Origin of the sequence: Paraburkholderia sp., assembly GCF_024281035.1 — a bacterium.
Lineage (GTDB): Bacteria > Pseudomonadota > Gammaproteobacteria > Burkholderiales > Burkholderiaceae > Paraburkholderia.
Genome location: NZ_JAMXLH010000014.1, coordinates 16,022 through 38,597, shown reverse-complemented (window position 1 = coordinate 38,597; position 22,576 = coordinate 16,022). Strand labels below are relative to the sequence as shown.

15 protein-coding genes are annotated in these 22,576 nt (G+C 62.1%); 7 read left to right on the top strand and 8 right to left on the bottom strand.

Annotation, left to right across the window (positions count from 1 at the left end; genetic code table 11):
- Positions 1-19 precede the first annotated feature (19 nt).
- From Q0L30_RS03005 to Q0L30_RS02990, 4 genes are all read right to left on the bottom strand, one after another.
- The gene (locus Q0L30_RS03005) at positions 20-2,173 is read right to left on the bottom strand and encodes a LamG-like jellyroll fold domain-containing protein (protein ID WP_296650978.1); all 2,154 of its coding nucleotides are present in this window, start codon (positions 2,171-2,173) and stop codon (positions 20-22) included.
- Positions 2,174-2,461: 288 nt separating this feature from the next.
- A complete protein-coding gene (locus tag Q0L30_RS03000; RefSeq protein WP_296650976.1) occupies positions 2,462-3,226 on the bottom strand; it encodes a hypothetical protein in 765 nt (254 codons plus the stop codon).
- A gap of 31 nt (positions 3,227-3,257) precedes the next feature.
- A complete protein-coding gene (locus tag Q0L30_RS02995; RefSeq protein ID WP_296651236.1) occupies positions 3,258-4,661 on the bottom strand; it encodes an alkaline phosphatase in 1,404 nt (467 codons plus the stop codon).
- A 32-nt stretch (positions 4,662-4,693) separates the two neighbouring features.
- Positions 4,694-6,124, bottom strand: coding sequence for an alkaline phosphatase (locus Q0L30_RS02990; protein WP_296650973.1), 1,431 nt, complete (start codon positions 6,122-6,124; stop codon positions 4,694-4,696).
- Between the two features lie 565 nt (positions 6,125-6,689).
- Between Q0L30_RS02990 and Q0L30_RS02985 the strand changes: the two genes are divergently transcribed.
- Positions 6,690-8,321, top strand: a complete 1,632-nt coding sequence (locus Q0L30_RS02985; protein ID WP_296650971.1) for an S-layer protein — start codon at positions 6,690-6,692, stop codon at positions 8,319-8,321.
- Positions 8,322-8,902: 581 nt separating this feature from the next.
- Here Q0L30_RS02985 and Q0L30_RS02980 read toward each other — a convergent pair.
- On the bottom strand, positions 8,903-9,127 hold the full coding sequence (locus Q0L30_RS02980) for a hypothetical protein (protein WP_296650969.1): 225 nt from the start codon (positions 9,125-9,127) through the stop codon (positions 8,903-8,905).
- A gap of 257 nt (positions 9,128-9,384) precedes the next feature.
- On the opposite strand from Q0L30_RS02980, the gene Q0L30_RS02975 reads away from it, so the two are divergent.
- The 4 genes from Q0L30_RS02975 to Q0L30_RS02960 all read left to right on the top strand — a co-directional run bounded on the left by Q0L30_RS02975 (position 9,385) and on the right by Q0L30_RS02960 (position 14,381).
- Positions 9,385-9,678 (top strand): YtcA family lipoprotein, encoded by a 294-nt coding sequence (locus Q0L30_RS02975; protein WP_296650967.1) that lies wholly within the window; start codon positions 9,385-9,387, stop codon positions 9,676-9,678.
- Positions 9,679-9,698: 20 nt separating this feature from the next.
- The gene (gene mdtN / locus Q0L30_RS02970) at positions 9,699-10,757 is read left to right on the top strand and encodes a multidrug transporter subunit MdtN (RefSeq protein WP_296650964.1); all 1,059 of its coding nucleotides are present in this window, start codon (positions 9,699-9,701) and stop codon (positions 10,755-10,757) included.
- Between the two features lie 7 nt (positions 10,758-10,764).
- On the top strand, positions 10,765-12,855 hold the full coding sequence (locus Q0L30_RS02965) for an FUSC family protein (RefSeq protein ID WP_296650962.1): 2,091 nt from the start codon (positions 10,765-10,767) through the stop codon (positions 12,853-12,855).
- Between the two features lie 86 nt (positions 12,856-12,941).
- Positions 12,942-14,381, top strand: a complete 1,440-nt coding sequence (locus tag Q0L30_RS02960) for an MdtP family multidrug efflux transporter outer membrane subunit (protein WP_296650960.1) — start codon at positions 12,942-12,944, stop codon at positions 14,379-14,381.
- Positions 14,382-14,443: 62 nt separating this feature from the next.
- Here Q0L30_RS02960 and Q0L30_RS02955 read toward each other — a convergent pair whose 3' ends face one another.
- Entirely contained in the window at positions 14,444-14,641 is a 198-nt protein-coding gene (locus Q0L30_RS02955) for a hypothetical protein (protein ID WP_296650958.1), read from the bottom strand.
- Positions 14,642-14,702: 61 nt separating this feature from the next.
- Between Q0L30_RS02955 and Q0L30_RS02950 the strand changes: the two genes are divergently transcribed.
- Positions 14,703-19,562, top strand: a complete 4,860-nt coding sequence (locus tag Q0L30_RS02950) for an NAD-glutamate dehydrogenase (protein WP_296650956.1) — start codon at positions 14,703-14,705, stop codon at positions 19,560-19,562.
- A 127-nt stretch (positions 19,563-19,689) separates the two neighbouring features.
- On the opposite strand, the gene Q0L30_RS02945 is transcribed toward Q0L30_RS02950, so the two are convergent.
- Positions 19,690-20,484: a sulfite exporter TauE/SafE family protein gene (locus Q0L30_RS02945; RefSeq protein WP_296650955.1), complete on the bottom strand. Its 795-nt coding sequence runs from the start codon at positions 20,482-20,484 to the stop codon at positions 19,690-19,692.
- Positions 20,485-20,688: 204 nt separating this feature from the next.
- On the opposite strand from Q0L30_RS02945, the gene Q0L30_RS02940 reads away from it, so the two are divergent.
- Complete coding sequence (locus Q0L30_RS02940) at positions 20,689-21,330, top strand: DsbA family oxidoreductase (RefSeq protein ID WP_296650953.1); 642 nt, start codon at positions 20,689-20,691, stop codon at positions 21,328-21,330.
- A gap of 45 nt (positions 21,331-21,375) precedes the next feature.
- Here the strand turns inward: Q0L30_RS02940 and Q0L30_RS02935 are convergent, their stop codons facing one another.
- On the bottom strand, positions 21,376-22,452 hold the full coding sequence (locus Q0L30_RS02935; protein WP_296650951.1) for an HPP family protein: 1,077 nt from the start codon (positions 22,450-22,452) through the stop codon (positions 21,376-21,378).
- Between the last annotated feature and the right edge of the window lie 124 nt (positions 22,453-22,576).

The window sequence follows — 22,576 nt, the reverse complement described above, 5'->3', positions numbered from 1 at the left end:
CCAGGCGCCCGAAAAAACGTCAACTACGCCGTGCAGTGAGCCACTGCTCCGGCGTCAGCGGTTTGCCGACCACGCGAATCTCGCTGATGTTGCCGAAGAAACCGTCCGCACGGTCGCCGCCCCATGCGCCCCCACCGATGACCCAGGGCATCGCGGCGCCCAGCGTATCCACGCCGGGGGCATTGCTTGCATTGCGCAGCACCGGGGCGCCTTCGACATAGAGGATGGTTTCGTTGGTGCTGTTGTCGCCGACGATCGCGATATGCAGCCACTTGTCAGCGATGATTTCCCCGGACCAGTTGGCCGTGGGAATCCGATCGCCGCTCTGCACCGGCACGACTTCCCACTGGATCTCGCGCAGGCTTGAAACGGCGAACAGCATCGGCGATGCTTTCGGGTCGTCGCCCTTGAAGCCATCCAGGCCGCCGCGCGCGCCATCGCGCGTCATGATGTTCATCCATGCGTGCTTACCGGCATTCCAGTCCTTGTCGATTTTGACGATGGCTTCGACGGTGTAGCCATTGGCCAGGTTTTCTGCATTGATCGGCGCTGCGGCGTCGGTCAGAAAGTAGCTCATGCGCGGTACTTCCTCGTCCTCGCCCGTGTTCTCGTTCCTGATCTTGATCTTGTCCGTGTTGCGGAACTGCACGGAACCCGGTACGGCCGACAGGTGGTGGCGGTCATCGGACCAGACAAGATCGTCAAGCTGCGCGTCAGTCACGCCATCGACGTTGAGCGCAGCGCGGCGGATCGGGTTCTGGCCACTCTCACCCTTGTCGATGACGGTCTCGCCTACCTTGACGGCCTGGCCCACCGCGCCAAAGAAGCGCCAGTGCGCCAGCGTGCCGACAATGTGCGGATAGTCTTCCGAGTCGGCTGCAGGCTTCTGCTCGGCAGGCGCCGGGTCCTTGTAGTTGGCCAGGATCATGGCCGTGGCCTTGTCCACCAGCGAGGTATGGGACGGTTTGCCGGCCTGGAAGTCCTTGTTGAAGCGCGCAAAGCGCTTCGCGAAATCCATTTTGATGACGAACTGCTCGTTCGGTGCGGTCAACACCGCCTGATCGAAGGCGTTCAGCGTGTCCGCAGGCTTCTGCGGCACCCACGGCGAAAACGACAGGCACTTGATCTCGTTGTTGGTCAGATCGAGTTCGTAGAGACGCATCAGGCCGTTACCGCCCTGGTAGGCCATCTGATAGTCCACCACCATCTGTTCGACCGCGTTGCCGTACGCGTTGGTTTTGGTGAGTCGCGCAGCGCCGTGGTAGTGGCCGTTCAGCGTCATGAAGATCTGATCGTTGTTGTAGATCAGCTCGTCCCACAGCATCTTTCCGTAGGGCACCTCAAGCGGGCTCACGCCGTCCTTGCCGATGTTGAGGAGCTGGTGATTCACCAGGATCACGGGCAGCGTGGGGTTGTCGCGGATGACCTTGTTGGCCCACGCTAGACCATCGTCGGAAATGCGCCACGACAGCGACAGCACCAGGAACTTCTGCCCTTCGGCGGTGAACACGTGGTACTCGTGGAAGCCGCTGGGATCGCGCCCGCCGAAGGTGGCCTGGCGCTTCGCGCGCGCAGTGCCGAACCACTGCAAGTACGGTTCCTTGTCAAGGTCGCGCTGCGCGTCGGTGTCACGTTGCTGACTGCCGGCATCGACGTAGTCGCGATCGCGAATGACGTCGTGGTTGCCGGCGAGGATCGAGTACGGCACCTTGGCGCTCTCCAGCACCTGCATCGCACTGTGTGCCACCATCCACTGCGCTTCTTTGCCCACCTGGTCAACCACATCGCCCAGATGGATCAGGAACGGGATATTCAGTGCAGCGGCGTTGCTCGCCACCCATTGGGTCTGGGCACGGAACGGCTCGCTACCGTATTTGCGTGTGAACTGCCGGTTCTCGGCGACGGTGGCGTAACGGGCGTAGAACTGCGTGTCGGGCAGCACGGCCAGCGCGAAGCTGGAGACGAGCTTCGACGTGTCCGGCTGTGCCGGCGGCTGGGTGGCGGCGCCTGGTGCGCCGAGTTCGCCGCCGCAAGCGGACAGCAGCATGCTGCCGCCAATCGGCAGTAGTGTGGCGCCGAAGCCTGCTTTAAGCAGGCTTCGCCTGCGGGAGTCCGACACGCTTATGTCGTCGCTGATAACAGGTCCTGCTGCGGGAACGCCTTCGTTTTTCATGAGGTGGTGATCTGATTGATTGGGTTAAGGCAAGAGAAAAAACTTTGGAGGATGTCGAGGTCGGTAGCGGGTGCGAGCTGCTCGCCGCGTGACGCCGTTCAAGGTCGGTGCAGGCACGCCCGTGACCCGAGCGGTGCTCGATCAAGACATGTCGAGTCGGGCAAGTGCGCCGTACGAGCGAGAGGAACCGGATGAATCGAGAGATTCATCCGGTTGCGTGAAGGTGATATCTGCGCGAACTACTCGACCAGCTTGCGGCAACCGACCGGAGCCCAACCGCGCACACGGTCAATCCAGGTAGTCGGCATATTCCTTGCGCTGATAGTCCGCGAGCGTTTGCCACGGCAACGGCTTGTTCCGCGAGGCTGGAACTTGCGTCAACGTCAGCTTGCGCATCACACGGCCATCCGCACTCCGATACTCGACCGACAACGGTGCCTGCAGCTTGTCGCTCCACAGGATCCGGTTCACGCCGCGTGTATCGACAGCCTGCTCGTACCAGCGCGTGCCGGTCGTCGCGCCGCGCTTCGCGGCCGCAAGCCGCTTCAACTGCGATGGCGGCGTGACGTAGTACGCGTTGTCCCACGAGCCGTCGAAACCCGTGGATTCGTACTCGGCCGGCGGCACACCGACGACCGTCCGGTTCGCCGCATCCACGTACTCGATGTGCGCCGTCTTGCCGTCGTAGGTGACGTGCCGTGCGGCCGTCTGGAAGTTGAAGTGCTTGTGGCCGGTGTGGGTCGCCTGGGCTGCATGTGCGGAAACCGGCTGCACACCGGCGCGCAGCGGGTTCTTGCGCACATGACCGTGGTCATGGTCATGGTCGTCATGACCACCACGACCGCCGCCCGCCGCCGCGACGGGCAGCACACGCTCGACCCACACGTGCCCGTCGCGCCGAACCATCCGTTCCCGATACGTCGTGGTACGCGTTACGCCGTCAGCCGTGACCACGCGGCTTTCATGCAGTACCACGGCGTCGAGATCCGCTGCCGCAAGCGCCGGGGACGCGGCGAATGCGCAGGCAAGCACGCAAAAGATGGTGGGGCTCATCGTTTCTCCGTCCGTCTAGAAATCGAGAAGCTCACAAGCCGAGCGCGGACCGCATGAGATCGAACACCTTCGTATTGTCAATCGTGCCCTTGAACGTATTCGCGTCCGCGCCATCGGCAAACAGCATGACGTCGCCGCCGCCGTGCGTCTCGCCACCCATCTTGATACCGACCTCCTGGAGATAGCCGTCACTCCGCGCCTCGGCTGAATCGACGGACGTCCGCACTTCCGGTCGATTCTTGCCGTTGCCGAATACCAGTGTCGTGTACGTATTGCCGTCCGCATCCTTGCTCGGCTGGCCGTCGCGATAGCTGCGGCTGATGTCGAGAATCGAATTGCCGCGCCCCGAATAGCCGTTGATCGTCATCGTGTGGTCGTGGTCGGCGGTCACGACAATCAACGTGTTGGACAGGTCAACCTTCTCCAGCGCAACGCGGATCGCTTCGTCGAACGCCACCGTGTCGTCAAGCGCCCGTTTCGCGTTGGTGCCGTGAAGCGCATGATCGATCCGGCCGCCTTCGACCATCAGGAAGTATCCCTTCGGGTTATTCGACAGCACGTCGATCGCCTTTGACGTCATCTCTGCCAGGCTCGGCTGCGTCGGCCCTTCGTCCTTGCCCGCGACCCGATCCATGTCGTACTCGAGATGGCTCGTCTTACTGAACAGACCGATCAGCTTGCCGGTGTCCGCCTGCGCGAGTTCATCCTTGGTGGCCACGACCGTGTAGCCCTTCGCCGCCATCTCGTCGAGCAGGTGGCGGCCGTCCGCGCGCCCGCGACGGTTGTCATTCTTCTGATCGTTGTCATCCTTATGGTACGGCGTCCAGTAGTTGCGACCGCCACCCATCAGCACGTCGACGCCATCGCCGAGCGCCGTGTTGTAGCCGGCACCGCCCGGCACAGCCTGTGCGGCGATGTCGTACATCGCATCGCGATGGCAGATGTGCGAAAAAGTCGCGGCGGGCGTCGCGTGCGTAAGCTCGGTAGTTGTGATCGCACCGATCGCCTTGCCTTGCTCCTTCGCCAGTTCAAGTATCGTCTTGACCGGCTTGCCGTTGTCCGGCTTGCAGTTGTTGACGCCGTTGCCGTTCTCGTTGGCGTCTTTGCCCGGCCTGACGGCGACCGTATCGGGCGACATCGACAGCACTTCGTTGTTCATCTTCACGCCGGTCATGTACGCGGACATGGACGGCGCGCTGTCGGTTGTCTGCGCATCGTTCGAGAAGGTTTTGACGCGCGCGGTGCGCTTCAGCGTCTCCATCGTCAGTTGTCCCGCCTCACCGACCTTGTAGATCCGGCTCGCCGTCACGACTGTCGGCCCCATGCCGTCACCGAGAAAGAAAATCACGTTCTTCGCCTGGCCCGCTGCCTGCACCGGGCCGCATGCGAAACCCGCGACGGCCAACGCCGCCCCAATACGCTTGATGGTCGACATCATGTATCCCCCTGTACCCGTGTTGTCGGCGCTCATAGCTGCACCGCCTTGCGCACCAGCTCGAAGACCTTGGTGTTCTCGATCACGCCGTGGAACGTGTCCGCGCCGCGGCCGATCGCACCGAGGAACACATCCGTGCCGCCGTGCGTTTCTTCGCCCTTGGTCACTCGAATTGCCGCCTCCTGGTAATAATCGTTCGCGCCCGTCACTTCGTCAGTGAGCGCGGTGTTCGCGCGGCTGCCCTGCACACGGTTATGACCATTGCCGAAGCCGATGATCGTGTACGGTGCGCCGTCCGCATCCTTCGCGACCTTGCCGTCCTGATAGTTGTGCACCACACCCAGCACGCCCGGCTTGCCCGCTTCGGTCCTGCCGGTCAGCCCCGCATAGCCGTTCAGCACCAGCGTGTGATCGTGATCGGCCGTGACGACGATCAGCGTGTTCTTCAGGCCGGGATCGGTCTTGCTCACCTTGTCGAGCGCCGCCTTGATCGCGTCGTCGAACGCGACAGTGTCCTGCAGCGCGCGCTTCGCATTGGTGTCGTGCAGCGCGTGGTCGATGCGGCCGCCTTCAACCATCAGGAAATAGCCCTTCGGATTCTTTTGCAGCACGTCGAGCGCACGCGTCGTCATCTCGGAGAGGCTAGGCTCCTTCACCGCGTTGCGATCGAGGTCGTAGCTCATGTGACTCGACGCAAAAAAGCCGACCAGCTTTCCGTTCTTGATCGCATCCGCGCCAATGAGGTCGTCTCGGTTCTGCGCGAACGCGTAGCCCTTCGCCTTCAACTCGTTGACCAGGTTGCGCCCGTCGCCGCGCTCGCCGCCGCTGTCCTTCGGGACGAAGAATTTCTTGCCGCCGCCGAGCACAACGTCGACGCCGTCGCCCAGCGCGCTGTTAAAGCCCGCACCGCCCGGCACCAGCGATGCCGCAATGTCGTTCTCGGCGTCGCGATGACATACGTGCGCGTACGTTGCTGCTGGCGTCGCGTGCGTGACGCGCGTGGTCGTCACAACGCCCGTGGCCAACCCCTTCGCCTTGGCGATTTCGAGCAGCGTCGTCGCGGGTTTGCCGTTGTTCGCACCGCAGTTGCCGACGCCACCACTCGGCTCGATCGCCACCGTTTCGGTCGACATCGCGATGACTTCATTGTTGGACTTGACGCCCGTCATATAGGCGGACATCGAAGGCGCACTGTCGGTCACCTGTGCATCGTTGGAATAGGTCTTCACGAACGCGGACTCAGGCAGCGTGTCGATCGTGAGGTCGCCGCTTTCGCCAACGGCGTAAATGCGAGCGGCCGTCAGGGTCGTGATGCCCATGCCGTCGCCGAGGAAAAAGATTACGTTGCGCGCGGCAGTCGGCGCAGTATCGGGTACGGTGCTGGTCCGTTCATCGCTGCCGTTGCATCCGGCAAGTGCAAAGACGCAAGAACTAAGCAGCGCCGCCAGTTTGGCTCGCTCCATGTTTTCTACTCCCCCGTCGCGAAGGTTTTCAGGAAGCTCGGATGTTAAGGAACAAGTGTGACTCGACAATGAAAGCATAACGAAAGGTCAGGAATGCTTTTCGAACGAGGTGCGCGCGGAGTCGATGACATCGATTGGAGAACATGGCGGCCAACGTTTCGTTAAAAATTGCAAAACGCAGGCGTGGACGAATCGACATCCAGGAGCGCCCTATATGAAGGCGCTTCGCGACGAGGCCGTGAAGATGACGTTGACGGGCGAGCTTGCGCAGGTTAAACCCGGCTCACTTTGAGGTCACCACGAGATGTGCCACGCACCGGGTCAGAAAGATGTCATTTTCCTTACGCATAATTGCGGCCTTGAAATTAGTGAGGACCGCAAAGTACGCACGAACAGCTAGCAAAATGGAATCCTTGCCCTACAGCAAAGGCAGGCATCGGCGTGTCACTTAGTAGTCCAGTGTTCATTTCCGTCCGCCGGGATACCGCTTCTGCTGGTAGACGCGCGCGCTTAGGCCTCCAGGAATACCCCCTCTTCGGCACCAGAAAATCTAGATATTTGAAATATGACGAATCCTCTCAAGTTGACGATGACCGCCATGGCGGCTTTTATCATCGCCGTGTCTTATGGCTGCAGCGATGCCAACAACAATAAACCAGTCGAGTCGAAGCCCTCGGCACCGCCAACACCAGCGCCTGAGATCACGGGTAAATGGAAGACCGGTGATTTTCACGTCCATACGGTGGAGTCGAACGATGCGCAGGACAAGCTTTCGGTCGTGCTGGATGAAGCGCTGCTCCACTACGACCTCGACTGGATGGCCCTCTCCAACCATCTTCGTCCGTCAGAACGCGATCACAACGGCGTTGACCTCGTCAACGGCGAGCTACCGTTCTCTTTGGCCCTGGCTCAATACGAAATTCCGGCTGTACGCGAACTGCAGGCCGGCGGCCGCTACGGAGACAAGTTGATCTTCTCGACATTCGAATGGGATATGCCCACGCACGATCATATTAACGTGGGCATCTTCACCGGTTCGCCACTGAGCACGTCGCTCGAAGCGGCCAAACAATTCGAGTACTACTTCACCAAACGCAAGGCCAGCCAGTTCGACTCAGCCGATGTCGCCCGATGGGATGCCGCCGGTACCCGCGCCTTCACGACTCACGACGATGCGGTCAAGGCCATCACGTGGTTGCGCGACAACTACCCGGACACGAGTTATGCATTGATCAACCACCCTTCGCGCAATAACGGCAAATGGGCGGCGGCCGACTATCGCGCGTTCAATGACGTTGCACCGAACATCGTGTTTGCCATGGAAGGCATGATTGGCGCGCAGATGGAGCCCGATCGCGGTGGCTATACCACGGCTTATGTCGATGCAAACCGGAAAAACCGTGCCTACGGCGGCGTGGATTACGCTGTGGCGCAAGTGGGTGGCGTTTGGGATGCGTTGCTCGGTGACGGCCGCCGCTTCTGGAACGTGGGCAATTCCGATCACCACTTCAAGATTCGTGTGCCGCACAGCAGCAGCTACTTCCCCGGCGAATATGCTAGAACCTATATCTGGGTAGACGATAAGTACACCGGCGTGAAAGGGGTACTGGAAGGTCTGCGCTCAGGCAAGATGTTTTCGGTGTACGGCGACTTGATCAATGCGCTCGACTTTCATATCGGCGGCGGCACGACCGCTGCCGATATGGGCGGTGAGCTGAAGGCGAAAGCTGGAGAAACGGTATCGATCACGATCCGCTTCAAGAGCCCGGATCGCAACAATTATCAGTATCCGATCGACAGTGGCATCAGCGTCAATGCTCGCCCCACCGTGGATCATATTGATTTGATTGCCGGTGACGTCACGCCTCGCGCGGCACCAGGCACGCCGAACTACAGCAAGGACACCAACGATTCGACGCGGGTTATCGCTACGTTCACGGCTGCCGACTGGAAGCTAGACAAGGATGGCTACAACACAATGACATACAAGTACGTGGCGACGACGAATCAATACTTCCGTTTGCGCGGCACGAATCTGGGCATGAATGTGCCGGGCGAAACGGAGAATGGCAATCCGCTACCCGACCAGAAGACCGACGTGACTCAAAACGACGCGCGCTTTAATGCGATCAACGCGCGGAACTACAATAACCTGTGGTTCTATTCGAACCCGGTGTTCGTGACGGTAGGGTCGTAACAGGAGAGCTATCCGCACAAAATCGGATACGCGGATAAGCGGAGGGTGGACCGTTGCGGTGTAACGGGTCCATCTCTCCGCGTTTTGGTTCCATTACCTCATCGGTCGATGCGCAGCGGGGCAATCGCATGGAAACGTCACATGCGAGTCAACTGCGTTTTTAAAACCGGATTCCGAATTTTATTGAAACGGACGATCTGTCGCCGTTGTTCCGGCTGCGCCGATAGCGCCGGCGTGCTTTAGCCACTCGGGCGATGCCACAGCGGGAGGCCGATCGCTTCCGTACGTGCGTCTCGCGAACCATCGCTCGCCGATTGCTCGTCCCCAGGCGTTCACCCAGCGCGTAGCCATGACGCGCTCGCACTCGCCATCGGCCTTCATCAGTCGATCCATCGCCAGACCAAGGCGATACATCGCATAACGCTTCCGCCGCATTGCGATATCGGCTCGCTCAATCATCGTTTTGTCTCTTCGCGTTACGTGATACGTCGAGCACAAAAACAGCGAGAACATCCGACCGTCCACGATGCCGCCGCAGGGCAAGCGCATCGATTCAGCGAGATCGAACGACCGTCCGCGCATTAACTCACGAACGAGAATCCTTCCATACCAGGGAGACTATCGAGTGCGTGGTTGCCGTCTCGTCTGGCCTCACTTTCACCGGCGAATTTCGTCTTACTGTATGCAATAACTTTGAAGCCGCTGCCAGCCGGCCTGGGGATTGTGATACCCCAATGCCATCCACCTTCTTGTTCGAAGACATGTAGCATCGGGTTTGATTGATGCGGTGGAGATCGAGTCGTCATGTCACGCTCTCCTTTCAAAAACATTCGGAACGACCACTCAACGTATCCAGTTTAGGCATCATTTTGCTGCGGTGCAATAATTAAATCGCGATGGTTGTCAGGGTAATGCAAGGAAGCGTTGAATTGCGTCCGGGTTGACTTCCGGATTGGCATCCCTGCTCGCCGCGCGAGTATCGGCAGTTCGTGCAGAATACGCGAGCAAAGCTACAAAGCTTTACATCCGAAACGAACAAGACGGACGACTTGGGAGCGCTTTTATGCCGCTCGGGCGAGACTTCCAGCTGGCGCGCGCAATCGCTATGGTGACCGTCGCAGCCGTCGCCACCGTGCTCCTGCAAGGATGCGCAGTCGCACCGTCCATAGGCATTCTCGGCGCCTATTTTCCTGATTGGCTGTTCTGCATTGTCGCGGGCGTCGCGCTCGCGGTGGCGCTCTTCCTGATCCTCAAACGCCTGCAACGCGACCGGCTGCTCGGCCCACCGGCCGTCGTTTATCCCACGCTCGTCACGTTCCTCGCACTCGTTGCCTGGCTAGTCTTTTTTCACGACTGATTCTCCTTCGCAGGCACACCATGGCGACAACTGCCCGCAAGACATCAACGAAGCAATGGCCCGCCATCGTGCTGGTAGTCGTCACGATACTGTTGCTGTTTTTCGTGATCCATCTGCTCGACCGTTCCCCGCGCACGGACGACGCCTATGTGTACGCCGATACGATCGACGTCGTGCCGGAAGTGAGCGGTCGTATCGTCGAATTGCCCGTGCGCGACAATCAGGCGGTAAAGCAGGGAGACCTGTTGTTTCGCATCGATCCTCGTCCGTACGAGCAGGCACTCGCACGAGGTCAAGCGTCGCTCGTCGCGCTCGACCGGCAGATCGAGCTGACCCAGCGCACCGTCAACGCGCAACAGTACAACGCGCAATCCGTGCGCGCCGCCGTCGAACGCTCGCGCGCTGCCGCCGCCCAGGCCGCCGATACGCTGCACCGGATGGAACCGCTCCTGTCGCAAGGCTATGTATCGGCGGAGGATGTCGATCGTGCGCGTACCGCGCAACGCGCCACGGCAGCCGAACTCGGCGCCGCACAGTTGCAGGCGCAACAGGCTACGGCGGCCGTAAGCGGTGTCGATGCGCTCGTCGCGCAGCGTGCCGTCGTCATGGCCGATATCTCGATTGCCGAACTGAATCTCGAATACGCAACGGTGAAAGCGCCGTTCGATGGCCGCATCGTCGCGTTGAAGACTTCGACGGGCCAGTTTGCATCGGTGCTCAAACCCATTTTTACGCTGATCGACACACGCCAGTGGTACGTCGTCGCGAACTTCCGCGAGACCGAACTTAAAAACATCCGGCCCGGAACGCGCGCCACCGTCTACCTGATGAGCGATACGCGCCGTCACTTTCAGGGCACCGTCGATTCGATCAGTTACGGCGTCGCGCCGGACGAAGGCGGCCTCACGCTTCCGGGCGGCTTGCCGCGCATACAACGCACGATCAACTGGGTGCACGTGTCGCAGCGCTTCCCCGTGAAGATACGCGTCGATCATCCCGACCCTGCGCTCTTTCGCGTCGGCACGTCGGCGGTCGCGGTGCTGCACCCCGAGCACGACAAAAACGGCGAACGCCGCTGAGGTCGCCATGGCCATCGACGAATACCTGCCGACCTCGCTGCATGACGCAGGCGCGTTCCTGAAACACGAGCTTGCGCCGTTTCCCGGACGAACCAATGTGATGCTTCGCAGCGTACTCACGAGCGCGATCGTGATCGTCGCCTCGATGGCGCTCGAAGTGCCTTCGCTCGCGTTGTCGCTGCTCGTCGTGTTTTACGTCACGCAGGCCAACGTGGTGATGACGCGGCTCGTCGGTCTCATGTTCATCGTCGGCTCGACGTTCGCCATCGGCTTATCGATCCTGATGCTCAAGCTCACGTTCGATTACCCGCTGGTGCGCATCGTCGTAGCGAGTGGACTGTTCTTCGCAAGCGTTTATCTGATGCGCGTGCTCAAGATCGGCGTTGTGTTTTTCATTGTCGCGATCGTCATCATCTACGTCCAAAGCTTTGTCGATCAAACGGATCAGGCAGAGATTCTGGTCCGAGCCGTCTTGTGGGTGTGGGTCGCCGTCAACTATCCGATTGCGCTGACGCTCGTGGTCAACACCCTGCTCCTGCCCGCCGAGCCGCAACGTCAGCTTCGTGAGGAAATCCATCGTCAGTTGGGCGCGCTCGAAGCCCGGCTCACGCAATTGATCGACGGCACGCGCGGCGCCACGCCGGTAACGCATGCGGCGGTGCAACGCGGTGCGCTGTCACTTCAGAAACTGCTGCGATTTTCGACGATGCGCGATGCGCAGTATCGGGAGGATCAGGCACTGCATCTTGCGTGCATCGCAACGGTATCGAGGCTTTATCGCAGCGCAGTTGCACTGCCCGACGAATCACCGCTCGTGCCCGCAGCGCGGATCGCGATGTTGCGCGAGTTGCTCGCGAACTGCCGGGCGCTCGACAACGCTGTCATGACGGGCGAACCGTATCGGTATGTGAGCACCACCACCGTCACGGACCGCGCCAGCGCGGATACCATCCCGGCCGCAGCGGAAATTCAGCGGGCCCTGCACGCTTATTCCGATCTGGTTGCGAGCGGCGCCGCATCCGGCAAGCCCGCGACACCCGAACCGATGATCGCGCCCGATGCATGGACCAATCCCGCCTACATGCGCTTTTCGCTGAAAGTGCTGTTGACCGTGCTCGTGTGCTACGTGTTTTACAACGCCGTGGACTGGCAGGGCATCCATACGATCATGCTGACCTGCCTGATCGTCGCGCTGCCGAGTCTTGGCGCGTCGGCGCAACGTTCCGCACTGCGCCTCGCCGGTGCGCTCGTCGGCAGCGCGCTTGCCCTGTTCATGGTGGTATTCGTCGTGCCGCAACTCGACAGCATCGTCGGCTTGCTATTGATGACACTGCCCATCGTCGCGTTCGGCGCGTGGATATCGGCCGGGTCGGAGCGTATCGGCTACGCCGGAATCCAGCTCGTATTCACATTCGCGCTGGCATTGCTCGAACAGTTTGGCCCGACCACGAACCTCACGGAAATCCGCGACCGGATGGTGGGCATTCTGCTGGGCGTCGGCGTGTCGACCTTCGTGCAGATGTCCTTCTGGCGCGAAGGCGAAGGCGATGCACTGCGCCTGAAACTCGCCGCGCTGCTGCGCTCGATCGCCTCGCTGCTGCGCCCGCCGCAGGCGCCCGCAGGAACGGTGGCGGAGGCGCCCTACGCCCAGCTTGAGCTAAAAGCGTGGGCGCAACTGGACGATTGCGAAGCGACGCTTTCACGTGTTGCGCTCGAACCCAACTGGCAAGAAGGGGAACACGCGCAATTGACGCTGCGTGCGCAAACCGTCCTCGCACAGGGGCGCGAGATCATGCTCGCGGGCAATACGCTGCACAACACGATTGCTTCGCGCGACCGCGCTGCAAGCGCCGAAGCGGCCAACGCGGCGCGCAGCGTTCAGGAGCAGGCCTGCGCCGAACTGGGCCGGTACGCCGACGATCTCGCATCCAACCCACCTGCCGCCAGCGCGCCCCGGCGCATCGAGTTCGCAGCGGTTGCCGTGGAGCCTCCACTGGCCGCCGCGATGGACGATCTGTCACGGCAAATCGCAGGCCTGCCCGACTGGCGCTTCGGAGCGACCGTTGCTTTGGCAACGTCACAGGCGGTGCGCACGTGAAGACGCGTCCTTTTTTCAGCGGAGTATCGCGGCAACAGCGGCGGCAACTGCGGCGGCAACAGCGACGGCGCTGGCAACGGCGCATCTTGAGCATCGTCTGGGTGCTGTGCGTGATCCCCGGATGCGCGCTGATCCATAAAAACGGCACGCCCGATGCCACGATCGAACCCGACCAGATCAATCTGGCAAGCGACATTCATCTTGCGAGCGAAGGCTGGCCCGCTGCGCGCTGGTGGACCCGGTATCACGATGCCCAGCTCGACGCACTCATCGATCAGGCGCTTGAAAATGCACCCACGATGCACATCGCGCGAACCCGCGTCGCGCAGGCCAGGTCCGACGTGGAACTGGCGCAAACCGGCTCGAGCCTTCAAGTCGTGGCGCTAGGCATGCTCGATCGCCAGCATGTTTCGGCAAACGGCTTTCTCGGTCCGTTCGCCAGCAACGACCCGGCGCTCGGGTTGACAGGCCCCTGGTACACGGAGGGAATCGTCGGCCTGGGCGCAAGTCTGAATATCGATATCTGGGGCAAGCAGCGCGCCCAGATTGCCGCATCGCTTGGCGTGCGCAACGCGCGCCTAGCCGAAACGTCCGCAGTCGAACTCGAAATTTCCACCGACGTCGCGCAGCTGTATTACGGCATTCAAACGACGTATGCACTCGTTGATTTGCTCAACCAGTCGCGCGATATCGCGTCGTTCGCCGTGGCGGCTCATCAAGCACGCGCCTCGCGTGGCCTCGAAGCCCGCACCGAACTCGAATTAGCCGAAGCACAGCAACTGGCCATCGAACAACAGATCGCGGCAGCGCAAGGCCGGATCGTGGCGTTTCGCGAGTCGTTGCGCGCATTGATGGGCGCGGGGCCGAACGGCCTGAGCGTGATCGAACCGGTTGCGCTGCCGCCCGAACAGGCGGCCTTGCCCGCGACGCTTTCGTACGAGCTGCTCGCACGCCGGCCCGATTTGCAGGCCATGCGCTGGTATGTGCAGGCATCGTTCAAACGCATCGATGCCGCGAAGGCCGCCTTCTTCCCGAGCTTCGACATCAAGGCGTTCTTCGGCGTCAATGCGCTGCATCTCAGCGACCTGTTCACGCATGCAAGCCAGCAGATCAACTTCATTCCGGGTCTCTACTTGCCGATCTTCGACGGCGGGCGGCTCAACGCCAACCTGAGCGGCGCACGCGCGCAGAGCAACCTGTTGATCGACCAGTACAACGAGGCCGTCCTCAACGCGGTGCGCGACGTCGCGCAGACCGGCAGCCGCCTGCAGGCACTCGATGCGCAGTTCGCATTGCAAGGCCGCCGGGTCGCCTCCATCGATTTCGCCAGCAACAGCGCCAAAGCGCATTACCAGCGCGGTTTATCCAGCCGGTTGGCGGCGCTCGAAGCGCGCCAGCCCGTGATTGCGGAGCAGGTTGTCCTGCTTACGCTGCACGGAGAAATGATCAGTCAGGACATTGCATTGACGAAGGCGCTCGGCGGCGGATATCGCGCCGATCAGCCCGTCGAGCTCACGCCGCACTAACATCACACTAACATCACACTAACATCGCGATAACGCCGCGTTGACACGCCGGTCCACGGCAATCAGAACTGTTGTGCGCGAAGCGATTCGAGTTCCTCGCGGCATGCGTCGCCGAACGGCGCAGGAATATCGGGCGTGCCATCCGCGAGCAACTGATGCAATTGGGCAAAGGATTTATCGGGCGCGCGCTTTGCTGCACGTGCGATACATCTGATGAAACCGGCGCGCGACTGCACGCACACCGTACGCGGCCCATTCACGCAACGGGCGCATAATGGCCCACTACCGATGCAATGATGGTCACCCGCCGAGGAGAGCGCCATGCACGCGAAGACCGAGGAAGTCGTCACGCACCTGCTTGTTGATCTCGTTGATTTCGCGCGTGGACGATTACCGGAACCCGCGTTCCAGATCGTCGAGCCGTTTCTCCAGCATTATTACGATTTTGCCGACGTCGACGATCTCAAGAGCCGCAGCATCGCCGACCTTTATGGCGCCGCCATGGCGCACTGGCAGACAGCGCAACGTTTCGTACCGGGCAGCGAACGCCTGCGCGTCTACAACCCGATCCTCGAACAGCACGGCTGGCATTCGGACCACACGGTCATCGAAATCGTCAACGACGACATGCCGTTTCTCGTTGACTCGGTCACCATGGCCGTCAATCGGCTCGGCCTCGTTCTCCATTCGGTTCTGCATCCCGTGTTCCGGATCTGGCGCGACAAGGACGGCGGCATTGGCCGCGTTAGCGTGGGCGGCGTGGGGGGTGCAACCGGCGACGAGGCCCAGTCGCAACTCGCCTCTTTCATTCACTTCGAAGTCGATCGATGCGGAGACGCGGCAAAACTCGACACACTGCGCAACGACATCGCTCAAGTTCTGGACGATGTGCGCGCATCGGTCGAGGATTGGCCGAAGCTCCTCGACATCGCACGCGACACGATCAAGCTCATGAAGGCCCGCGAGAAGACCGCGGAGGACATCGAGGCACGCGCATTCCTCGAATGGATGGTGGCCGACCATTTCACGTTCCTCGGGCAACGCGACTATGCGCTCGTCTCCCTCGACACCGGCTTCGGCCTGCGCGGCATGGACGAATCGGGCCTCGGCATCCTGCGCGCCGCACGGCGTCCGCCCGGGACGCCCGACATCACGCCGTTGCCGCACGCCGCTGCCGAAATCATCACGGGTGCGTGGCCGATCTTCCTGACGAAAGCGAATTCGCGCGCAACGGTTCACCGGCCCGGCTACCTGGACTACGTGGGCGTGAAGCTCATGGGCCCCGACGGCAAAGTGACCGGCGAGCGGCGCTTTCTCGGGCTCTATACGTCGACGGCCTACATGGTGTCCAGCGCCGAGATTCCGATCGTGCGCCGCAAGTGCGCGAACATCGTGCAGCGCGCGGGTTTTCTGCCTAAGGGGCACCTTGGCAAAACGCTCGTGACGGTGCTCGATACCTGGCCGCGCGACGAACTGTTCGAAGCCGATGAAGACCAGCTTTACGACAGCGCGCTCGGCGTGCTGCGCCTCCAGGAACATCAGCGCACGCGGCTTTTCGTGCGGCGCGACCGCTTCGACCGGTTCGTGTCGTGCCTCGTGTTCATCTCGCGCGACAAGTACAACACCGATTCGCGCCGACGCATCGCACGCCTGCTCATGCAGGCATTCAACGGCATATCCGCGGAATTTACGCCGCTGTTGTCCGAATCGACCATCGCGCGAATTCATTTCGTCGTGCATGCCGAACCGGGCACGATGCCCGATGTCGACACGCGCGAACTCGAAGCGCGGCTCGTGCAGGCAACGCGCCGCTGGCAGGACGATCTCGCCGATACGCTGCTCGATGCGTTCGGCGAAGAACAGGGCAACCGGCTGCTGCACCGCTACGCGGACTCGTTTCCCGCGGGCTATCGCGACGATTATCCCGCGCGCACCGCGGTGCGCGACATCGAACTGATCGAGCGCGTTCAAGGCACGCCTCGTCTCGCGATGAATCTCTATCGCCCCATTGAATCCGGGGTGCGTCAGTTCCGCTTCAAGGTCTATCGCGCGGGCGAGCCAATCGCACTCTCGCGCAGCCTGCCGATGCTCGAACATCTTGGCGTGCGCGTCGATGAAGAGCGGCCTTATCTGATTCAGGCGCCCGATTGCGCGCCTGCATGGGTCCACGATTTCGGGCTCGAACTGGCCGACGATGCCGAATTCGATATCGACCGCGTGAAGGATCTGTTCGAAGATGCGTTCGATCAGGTGTGGAACGGCGCCATCGAAAACGACAATTACAACCGGCTCGTCCTGCGCGCGAATCTCAGCGCGCGCGAAGTCACCATCCTGCGGGCGTACGCGAAATATCTGCGCCAGGTAGGCTCGACCTTCAGCGATGCGTATATCGAGCGCGCGATCACCGGCAATCCGGCCATCGCGCGGCAGTTCGTCGAACTCTTCATGACGCACTTCGATCCGTCCGCCGGCGAGGCGCGCAACAGGCAGGCCGAAAGCCTGTTGCAGGCCATCGAAAGCGCGCTCGACCAGGTGCCCAACCTCGACGAAGACCGCATTCTGCGGCAATTTCTCGGCGTCATTAACGCGACGGTGCGCACCAACTATTTCCTGCGCGACGCCAGCCGCCAGCCCAAGTCCTATCTCTCGTTCAAGTTCGATCCGGCGAAAGTGCCCGGCCTGCCGGAACCGAAGCCGATGTTCGAGATCTGGGTGTACTCGCCGCGCGTCGAAGGCGTGCACCTGCGTGGCGGTCGCGTCGCACGCGGCGGCCTGCGCTGGTCCGACCGGCGCGAAGACTTCCGCACGGAAGTGCTCGGGCTCATGAAGGCGCAGATGGTGAAGAACGTGGTTATCGTGCCGGTCGGCTCGAAGGGCGGCTTCGTCGTGAAGCAACCGCCCGCGCCCTCGGATCGCGAAGCGTGGATGCGCGAAGGTATCGCGTGCTATCAGACTTTCCTGCGCGGCCTGCTCGACCTCACCGACAACCTCGCGAATAACGCCGTCGTGCCGCCAGCCGATGTCGTGCGCCGCGATGCCGACGATCCCTATCTCGTCGTCGCGGCCGACAAGGGCACGGCCACCTTCTCCGATTACGCAAACGCGATCTCGCACGAATACGGCTTCTGGCTCGACGATGCTTTCGCATCGGGCGGCTCGGTCGGCTACGACCACAAGAAGATGGCGATCACGGCGCGCGGCGCCTGGGAATCCGTGAAGCGGCATTTCCGCGGAATGGGCATCGATACGCAGGCAACCGATTTCACGGTGGTCGGCATCGGCGACATGTCGGGCGACGTATTCGGCAACGGCATGCTGCTTTCGCCGCACATCCGGCTTGTCGCCGCCTTCGATCACCGGCACGTGTTCCTCGACCCGAATCCCGATCCGGCCACGAGCCTCGCGGAGCGGCAGCGCATCTTCGCGCTGGAGCGTTCGAGCTGGGCCGACTATGACACCACGAAAATTTCCGCGGGCGGCGGCGTCTACGCGCGCACGGTGAAAACCATTCCGCTCTCACACGAAGTTCAGGCCGCGCTCGGGATCGATGCGAAGGCGCTCGCGCCAAACGAGCTGATCCGCGCGATCCTGCTCGCGCCCGTCGATCTGCTTTACAACGGCGGAATCGGCACATACGTGAAGGCGGCGCACGAAACGAACGCGCAGGTGGGCGACCGCGCCAGCGACGCCGTGCGCGTCAACGGTGCCGACCTGCGCTGCAAGGTCGTCGGCGAAGGCGGCAATCTCGGCGCCACGCAATTCGGGCGCATCGAATTCGCGTTGCGCGGCGGCCGCATCAATACGGACGCCATCGACAATTCAGCCGGTGTCGATTGCTCCGACCACGAAGTCAACATCAAGATTCTGCTCGGACTCGTGGTCGCGGACGGCGAAATGACCGAAAAGCAGCGCAACGCCCTGCTTGCGGAAATGACCGACGAAGTCGGCCTGCTCGTGCTGCGCGATAACTACTACCAGACCCAGGCGCTTTCGATTGCGGGCCGTTACGCCGTGCAGATGCTCGATGCCGAAGCGCGCTTGATCCGCTCGCTCGAACGTGCGGGCCGCCTGAACCGCGTGATCGAGTTTCTGCCCACCGACGAAGAGATTGCGGAGCGCCAGGCCGCGAAGCTCGGCCTCACGTCGCCGGAACGCGCTGTGCTGCTCGCCTACAGCAAGATGTGGCTGTACGACGCGCTGCTCGACTCCGACATTCCCGAAGATCCGCTCGTGGCCGAAATGCTGGTCGATTACTTCCCGAAGCCGCTGCAACAGCGCTTCAGCGAGCCGATGCGCCGCCATCCGCTGCGCCGCGAAATTCTCGCGACGCATCTGACCAATGCGCTCATCAATCGCGTGGGCTGCGCGTTCGTGCATCGCATCATGGAAGAAACCGACGCGAAGCCCCGCGACATCGTGCGCGCCTGCATCCTCGCGCGCGACGTGTTCGATCTCGACGAAGTCTGGCGCGATATCGACGCGCTCGACAACCGCGTCGCCGACGACGTGCAGGCGCGCATGTTTGTCGACGTCGCGCGGCTGCTCGAACGCGCGGCGCTGTGGTTCCTGCGGCATCTGCAATCGGGCGCCGTGGGTAACAGCAGCAACGGCAGCGTGAGCGATCTGCTCGCGCGCTGTCGCGACGCGGCGCAACGGCTTGCACCGCAACTGCCGCAGTTGCTGCATGCCACGGATCTCGAAGCGCTCACGGCACGCCAGCGCACGCTGGTCGATGCGGGTGTCGAAAGCGGGCTGGCCGCGCGCGTGGCGAGTGGCGACATTTCGGCAGCGCTGCTCGATATCGCCGAGGTCGCCGCAGCCTGCAACCGGAATCTGGATCTCGTCGCCGGGGTGTACTTCGCGCTCGGCACGCAGCTCAATTACGGCTGGATCAGCGAACGGGCGGCTTCGCTGCCCACGCCCACGCATTGGGACATGATGGCGCGCGCGGCGGCACTGGCCGAGGTTGCACGGCTCAAGCGCGCGCTGACGACGAGTGCGCTTGCACAGTCGCCGGAATCGTCGACGTCCGATGCGATCGTCAAGGCATGGTGCGATTGCCGCGAAACCGCGCTCGCGCGCTACGGCCAGCTACTCGCGGATCTTCGCGCCACAGGCGGGGCAAGTCTCGCGGTGCTGCTGGTGGTTGTCAGGGAGATGGTTGCGCTCGAGCGGGTGTAAGCCGCATGGATGGCCGTTGCGCGCGCAATCGGTACGATCCGGCTTGACGCTTCGCCTGACGATTGCCTTCATGCGGTTGAAGGTGTTTTTGCGTTGCCGTGTTTTTGCGTTGCCGTGTCTTCGTGCCTTAAAGCAGGCCGGATTTCCAGATCATCTGCGTGGCGGCCGCCAGCACGCAGACGAGCACCACGGCACGGAACGCGAGCGGATGCAGGCTGTCACGCAATGGCCGCGCGAGCAGCATGCCCGCGATGGCCGGAAGACTGGCCGCCGCAGAAATCGCGAGGTCCGCGGCGTTCGCGTGCGCGCCGCTGGTGAACGTCGTGACGAGCGTCACGATCGACACGACGAGAATGATCGCAATCTGCTTCGTAAACTGACGGCCCGTTGCGCCAGTCGCGAGCAGATACATCGCGAGCAACGGCCCAGGCACGGAGGCGATGCTTTCCATCAGCGCCGCGCCGAAGCCGAATGCGAAACCCACGGGCATCACGAGTGACGGCGCGAGTTTGAGTCTCGGCGAGGCGAGCAGCAAGACGGCCGCCACGATCAACACCGCGCCCGACGCGAATTGGGCCCGATGCGGTTCGAGCGCGATAAGCACCGACACGCCAATCACATTGCCGATCACGGTCCCGGCCAGCGGCGCGGCAATGCGTCGTGCGGTCGCGAGTATCGCGCCGCCTTCGATTGCCTGCGGAATATTGCCGAGGATGATGGGCATGGACAGCAGCAACACGGCGGCCTTGACCGGCATGAAGTGCACGAGGATCGGCATCGCGACGAGCGGCACGCCAATACCCGTGACGCCTTTCACGATTCCGCCCAGTACCAGCGCGACGACGATTCCCGACAACGCGAGCGCATTCAGGGCCTGAAGATGGGGATAAAGCAGTCCGCCGGATAGATGGAGATCGAACATCGAAGAATATGAGGTGGGCGAGTGGGCGCCGGATTCGCAAGAGGATGACCGTCGAGCATGATAGCTCAGCGCGAAAAACACCCGATAACGTGAGGTAAAACCCGGTCGCTGCTCTGCAGAGCCCGGCGTTTCGCGCTACGCTGTGCGCCATCGTTGCGTTCCACTTTTCCCGGCGCGCAACCAGTCATGTCCATGAGGAACGCAATGACGCAGCCGCTCAAGATCGATTTTGTCTCCGATATCGCCTGCCCGTGGTGTGCGATTGGTCTTTCTTCGCTGCAACTCGCGCTGCAACGCCTTGGCGACGAGGTCGACGCGCAGATCGCCGTGCATCCGTTCGAGCTGAATCCGCAGATGGGACCGGCCGGCGAATCGCTCGTCGATTACATCAGCAAGAAGTACGAGCTTACGCCCGAGCAGATTGCCGAAAACCAGGCCATGATCCGCGCGCGCGGTAAAGACGTGGGCTTCGATTTCGGACCGCGCAACTTTATCTACAACACGTTCGACGCGCATCGCCTGCTGCATTGGGCCGGTCTCGTGGGCCAGCAAGTGCCGCTGAAGCTGGCGCTGCTGCGCGCCTATCATTCGAACGGGAAGGATCCGGGCAACCATGACGTGCTGGTGGAAGCCGCGCAATCGGTCGGACTCGACGGCGCGCAGGCACGCGAGGTCCTCGAGAGCGAAGCCTATGCCGACGACGTTCGCGCGCAAGAAGAGGAAGTTCAGTCGATGGGTATTCAGTCGGTGCCCGCGATCATCTTCAACGAGCGCTATCTCGTGAGCGGCGGGCAACCCGTGGAAACCTTCGAGCAGGCGATCCGGCAAATTCTCGCGCAAGCGTGACGTAACGTGATGCGACGTGACGCGCCCGCGCGATCCGTGATCGGATCAGCGGGCGCGCGCAACGGTCCGCGCCTCGCCCGCCTGGCGATGCAGCCAGCGGATCATGTCCGAATGCTTGATCACGCCGACCAGCCGCTGTCCGTCGTCGAGCACCGGGATCGACGAAATCGCGTGATCGGTGAAGGCCGGTACGAGTCCGGCCAGCGGCGTCGCCTGATGGACCGCATGGACGGCTGCCGTCATCACCGCCTCGACCGTTTCCTCGACGCGTGCTGATCCGCGCCGCAGCGCTCGCCACAGCCGCCTGAGCAACGGAACGGACGCTTCGGCGAGATCGCCGTGCGTCACCACACCCACCAGCCGGTGCATTGCATCGACTACATGCAGTGCCGTCACACCTTCGCGATGCAGCAGTTCGCGCGCGGCCTTGCGATGCATTGTCGACGGCACGGCTCGCACGTCCGTGCTCATCACGTCCTCGCAGGTGATTTCGTCGAATCCATGCCAGAAGACGTTGGCGGCCGCATCGAAGCGCGACGCCTGCGTACGCTCCAAATCCGTTTTGTGCTGCGGTACGGCATGCACGACCGTATGCGGATAGCGGTGACCCGTTAGCGCGTGATACACGAGCGCCGCACCGAGCAATGCGACCGACTGAAACAGCACCGGTTCGATCACGAAACGTAACCCCAGCGCATGCACGGCCGGGCCGCCGAGCACGGCGGTCAGCGCAACGGCGCCCGAAGGCGGATGCACGCAGCGCAACGCATACATGGCGCCGATTGCAAGCGCAACCGCCACGGCTGCTGCCGTGCCCGGATCGGCAAACCACTGCACACAGGCCACGCCGATCAACGCCGAAACGATGTTGCCGCCGAGTATCGACCACGGCTGTGCCAGCGGGCTCTCGAATGCGCCGAACAGCAGCACCGCCGACGCGCCCATCGGCGCGATAAGCATCGGGATGCCGCCCGCCTCGCCAAACACGTAGCGTGTGGACAGTGCCGCAGTGCCGATGCCGAGAAGCGCGCCCGCGCATCGCCTTACGCGCTCGCGCCACATCGGCACGCCGGGATGGGGTGCGAAATTCGTCAGCCAGTCGATGAAGGTGGACAGTGACATGAACGAGGCAGCACGTCGGCGTGCAATGAGTGAAGTGCTGCCAGCATATCGAGGCGTGACAAACGTCAACAATTGATAATTTTCTGCTTAAGCATAACGAATCGCGTATACGTCGCAGGACATG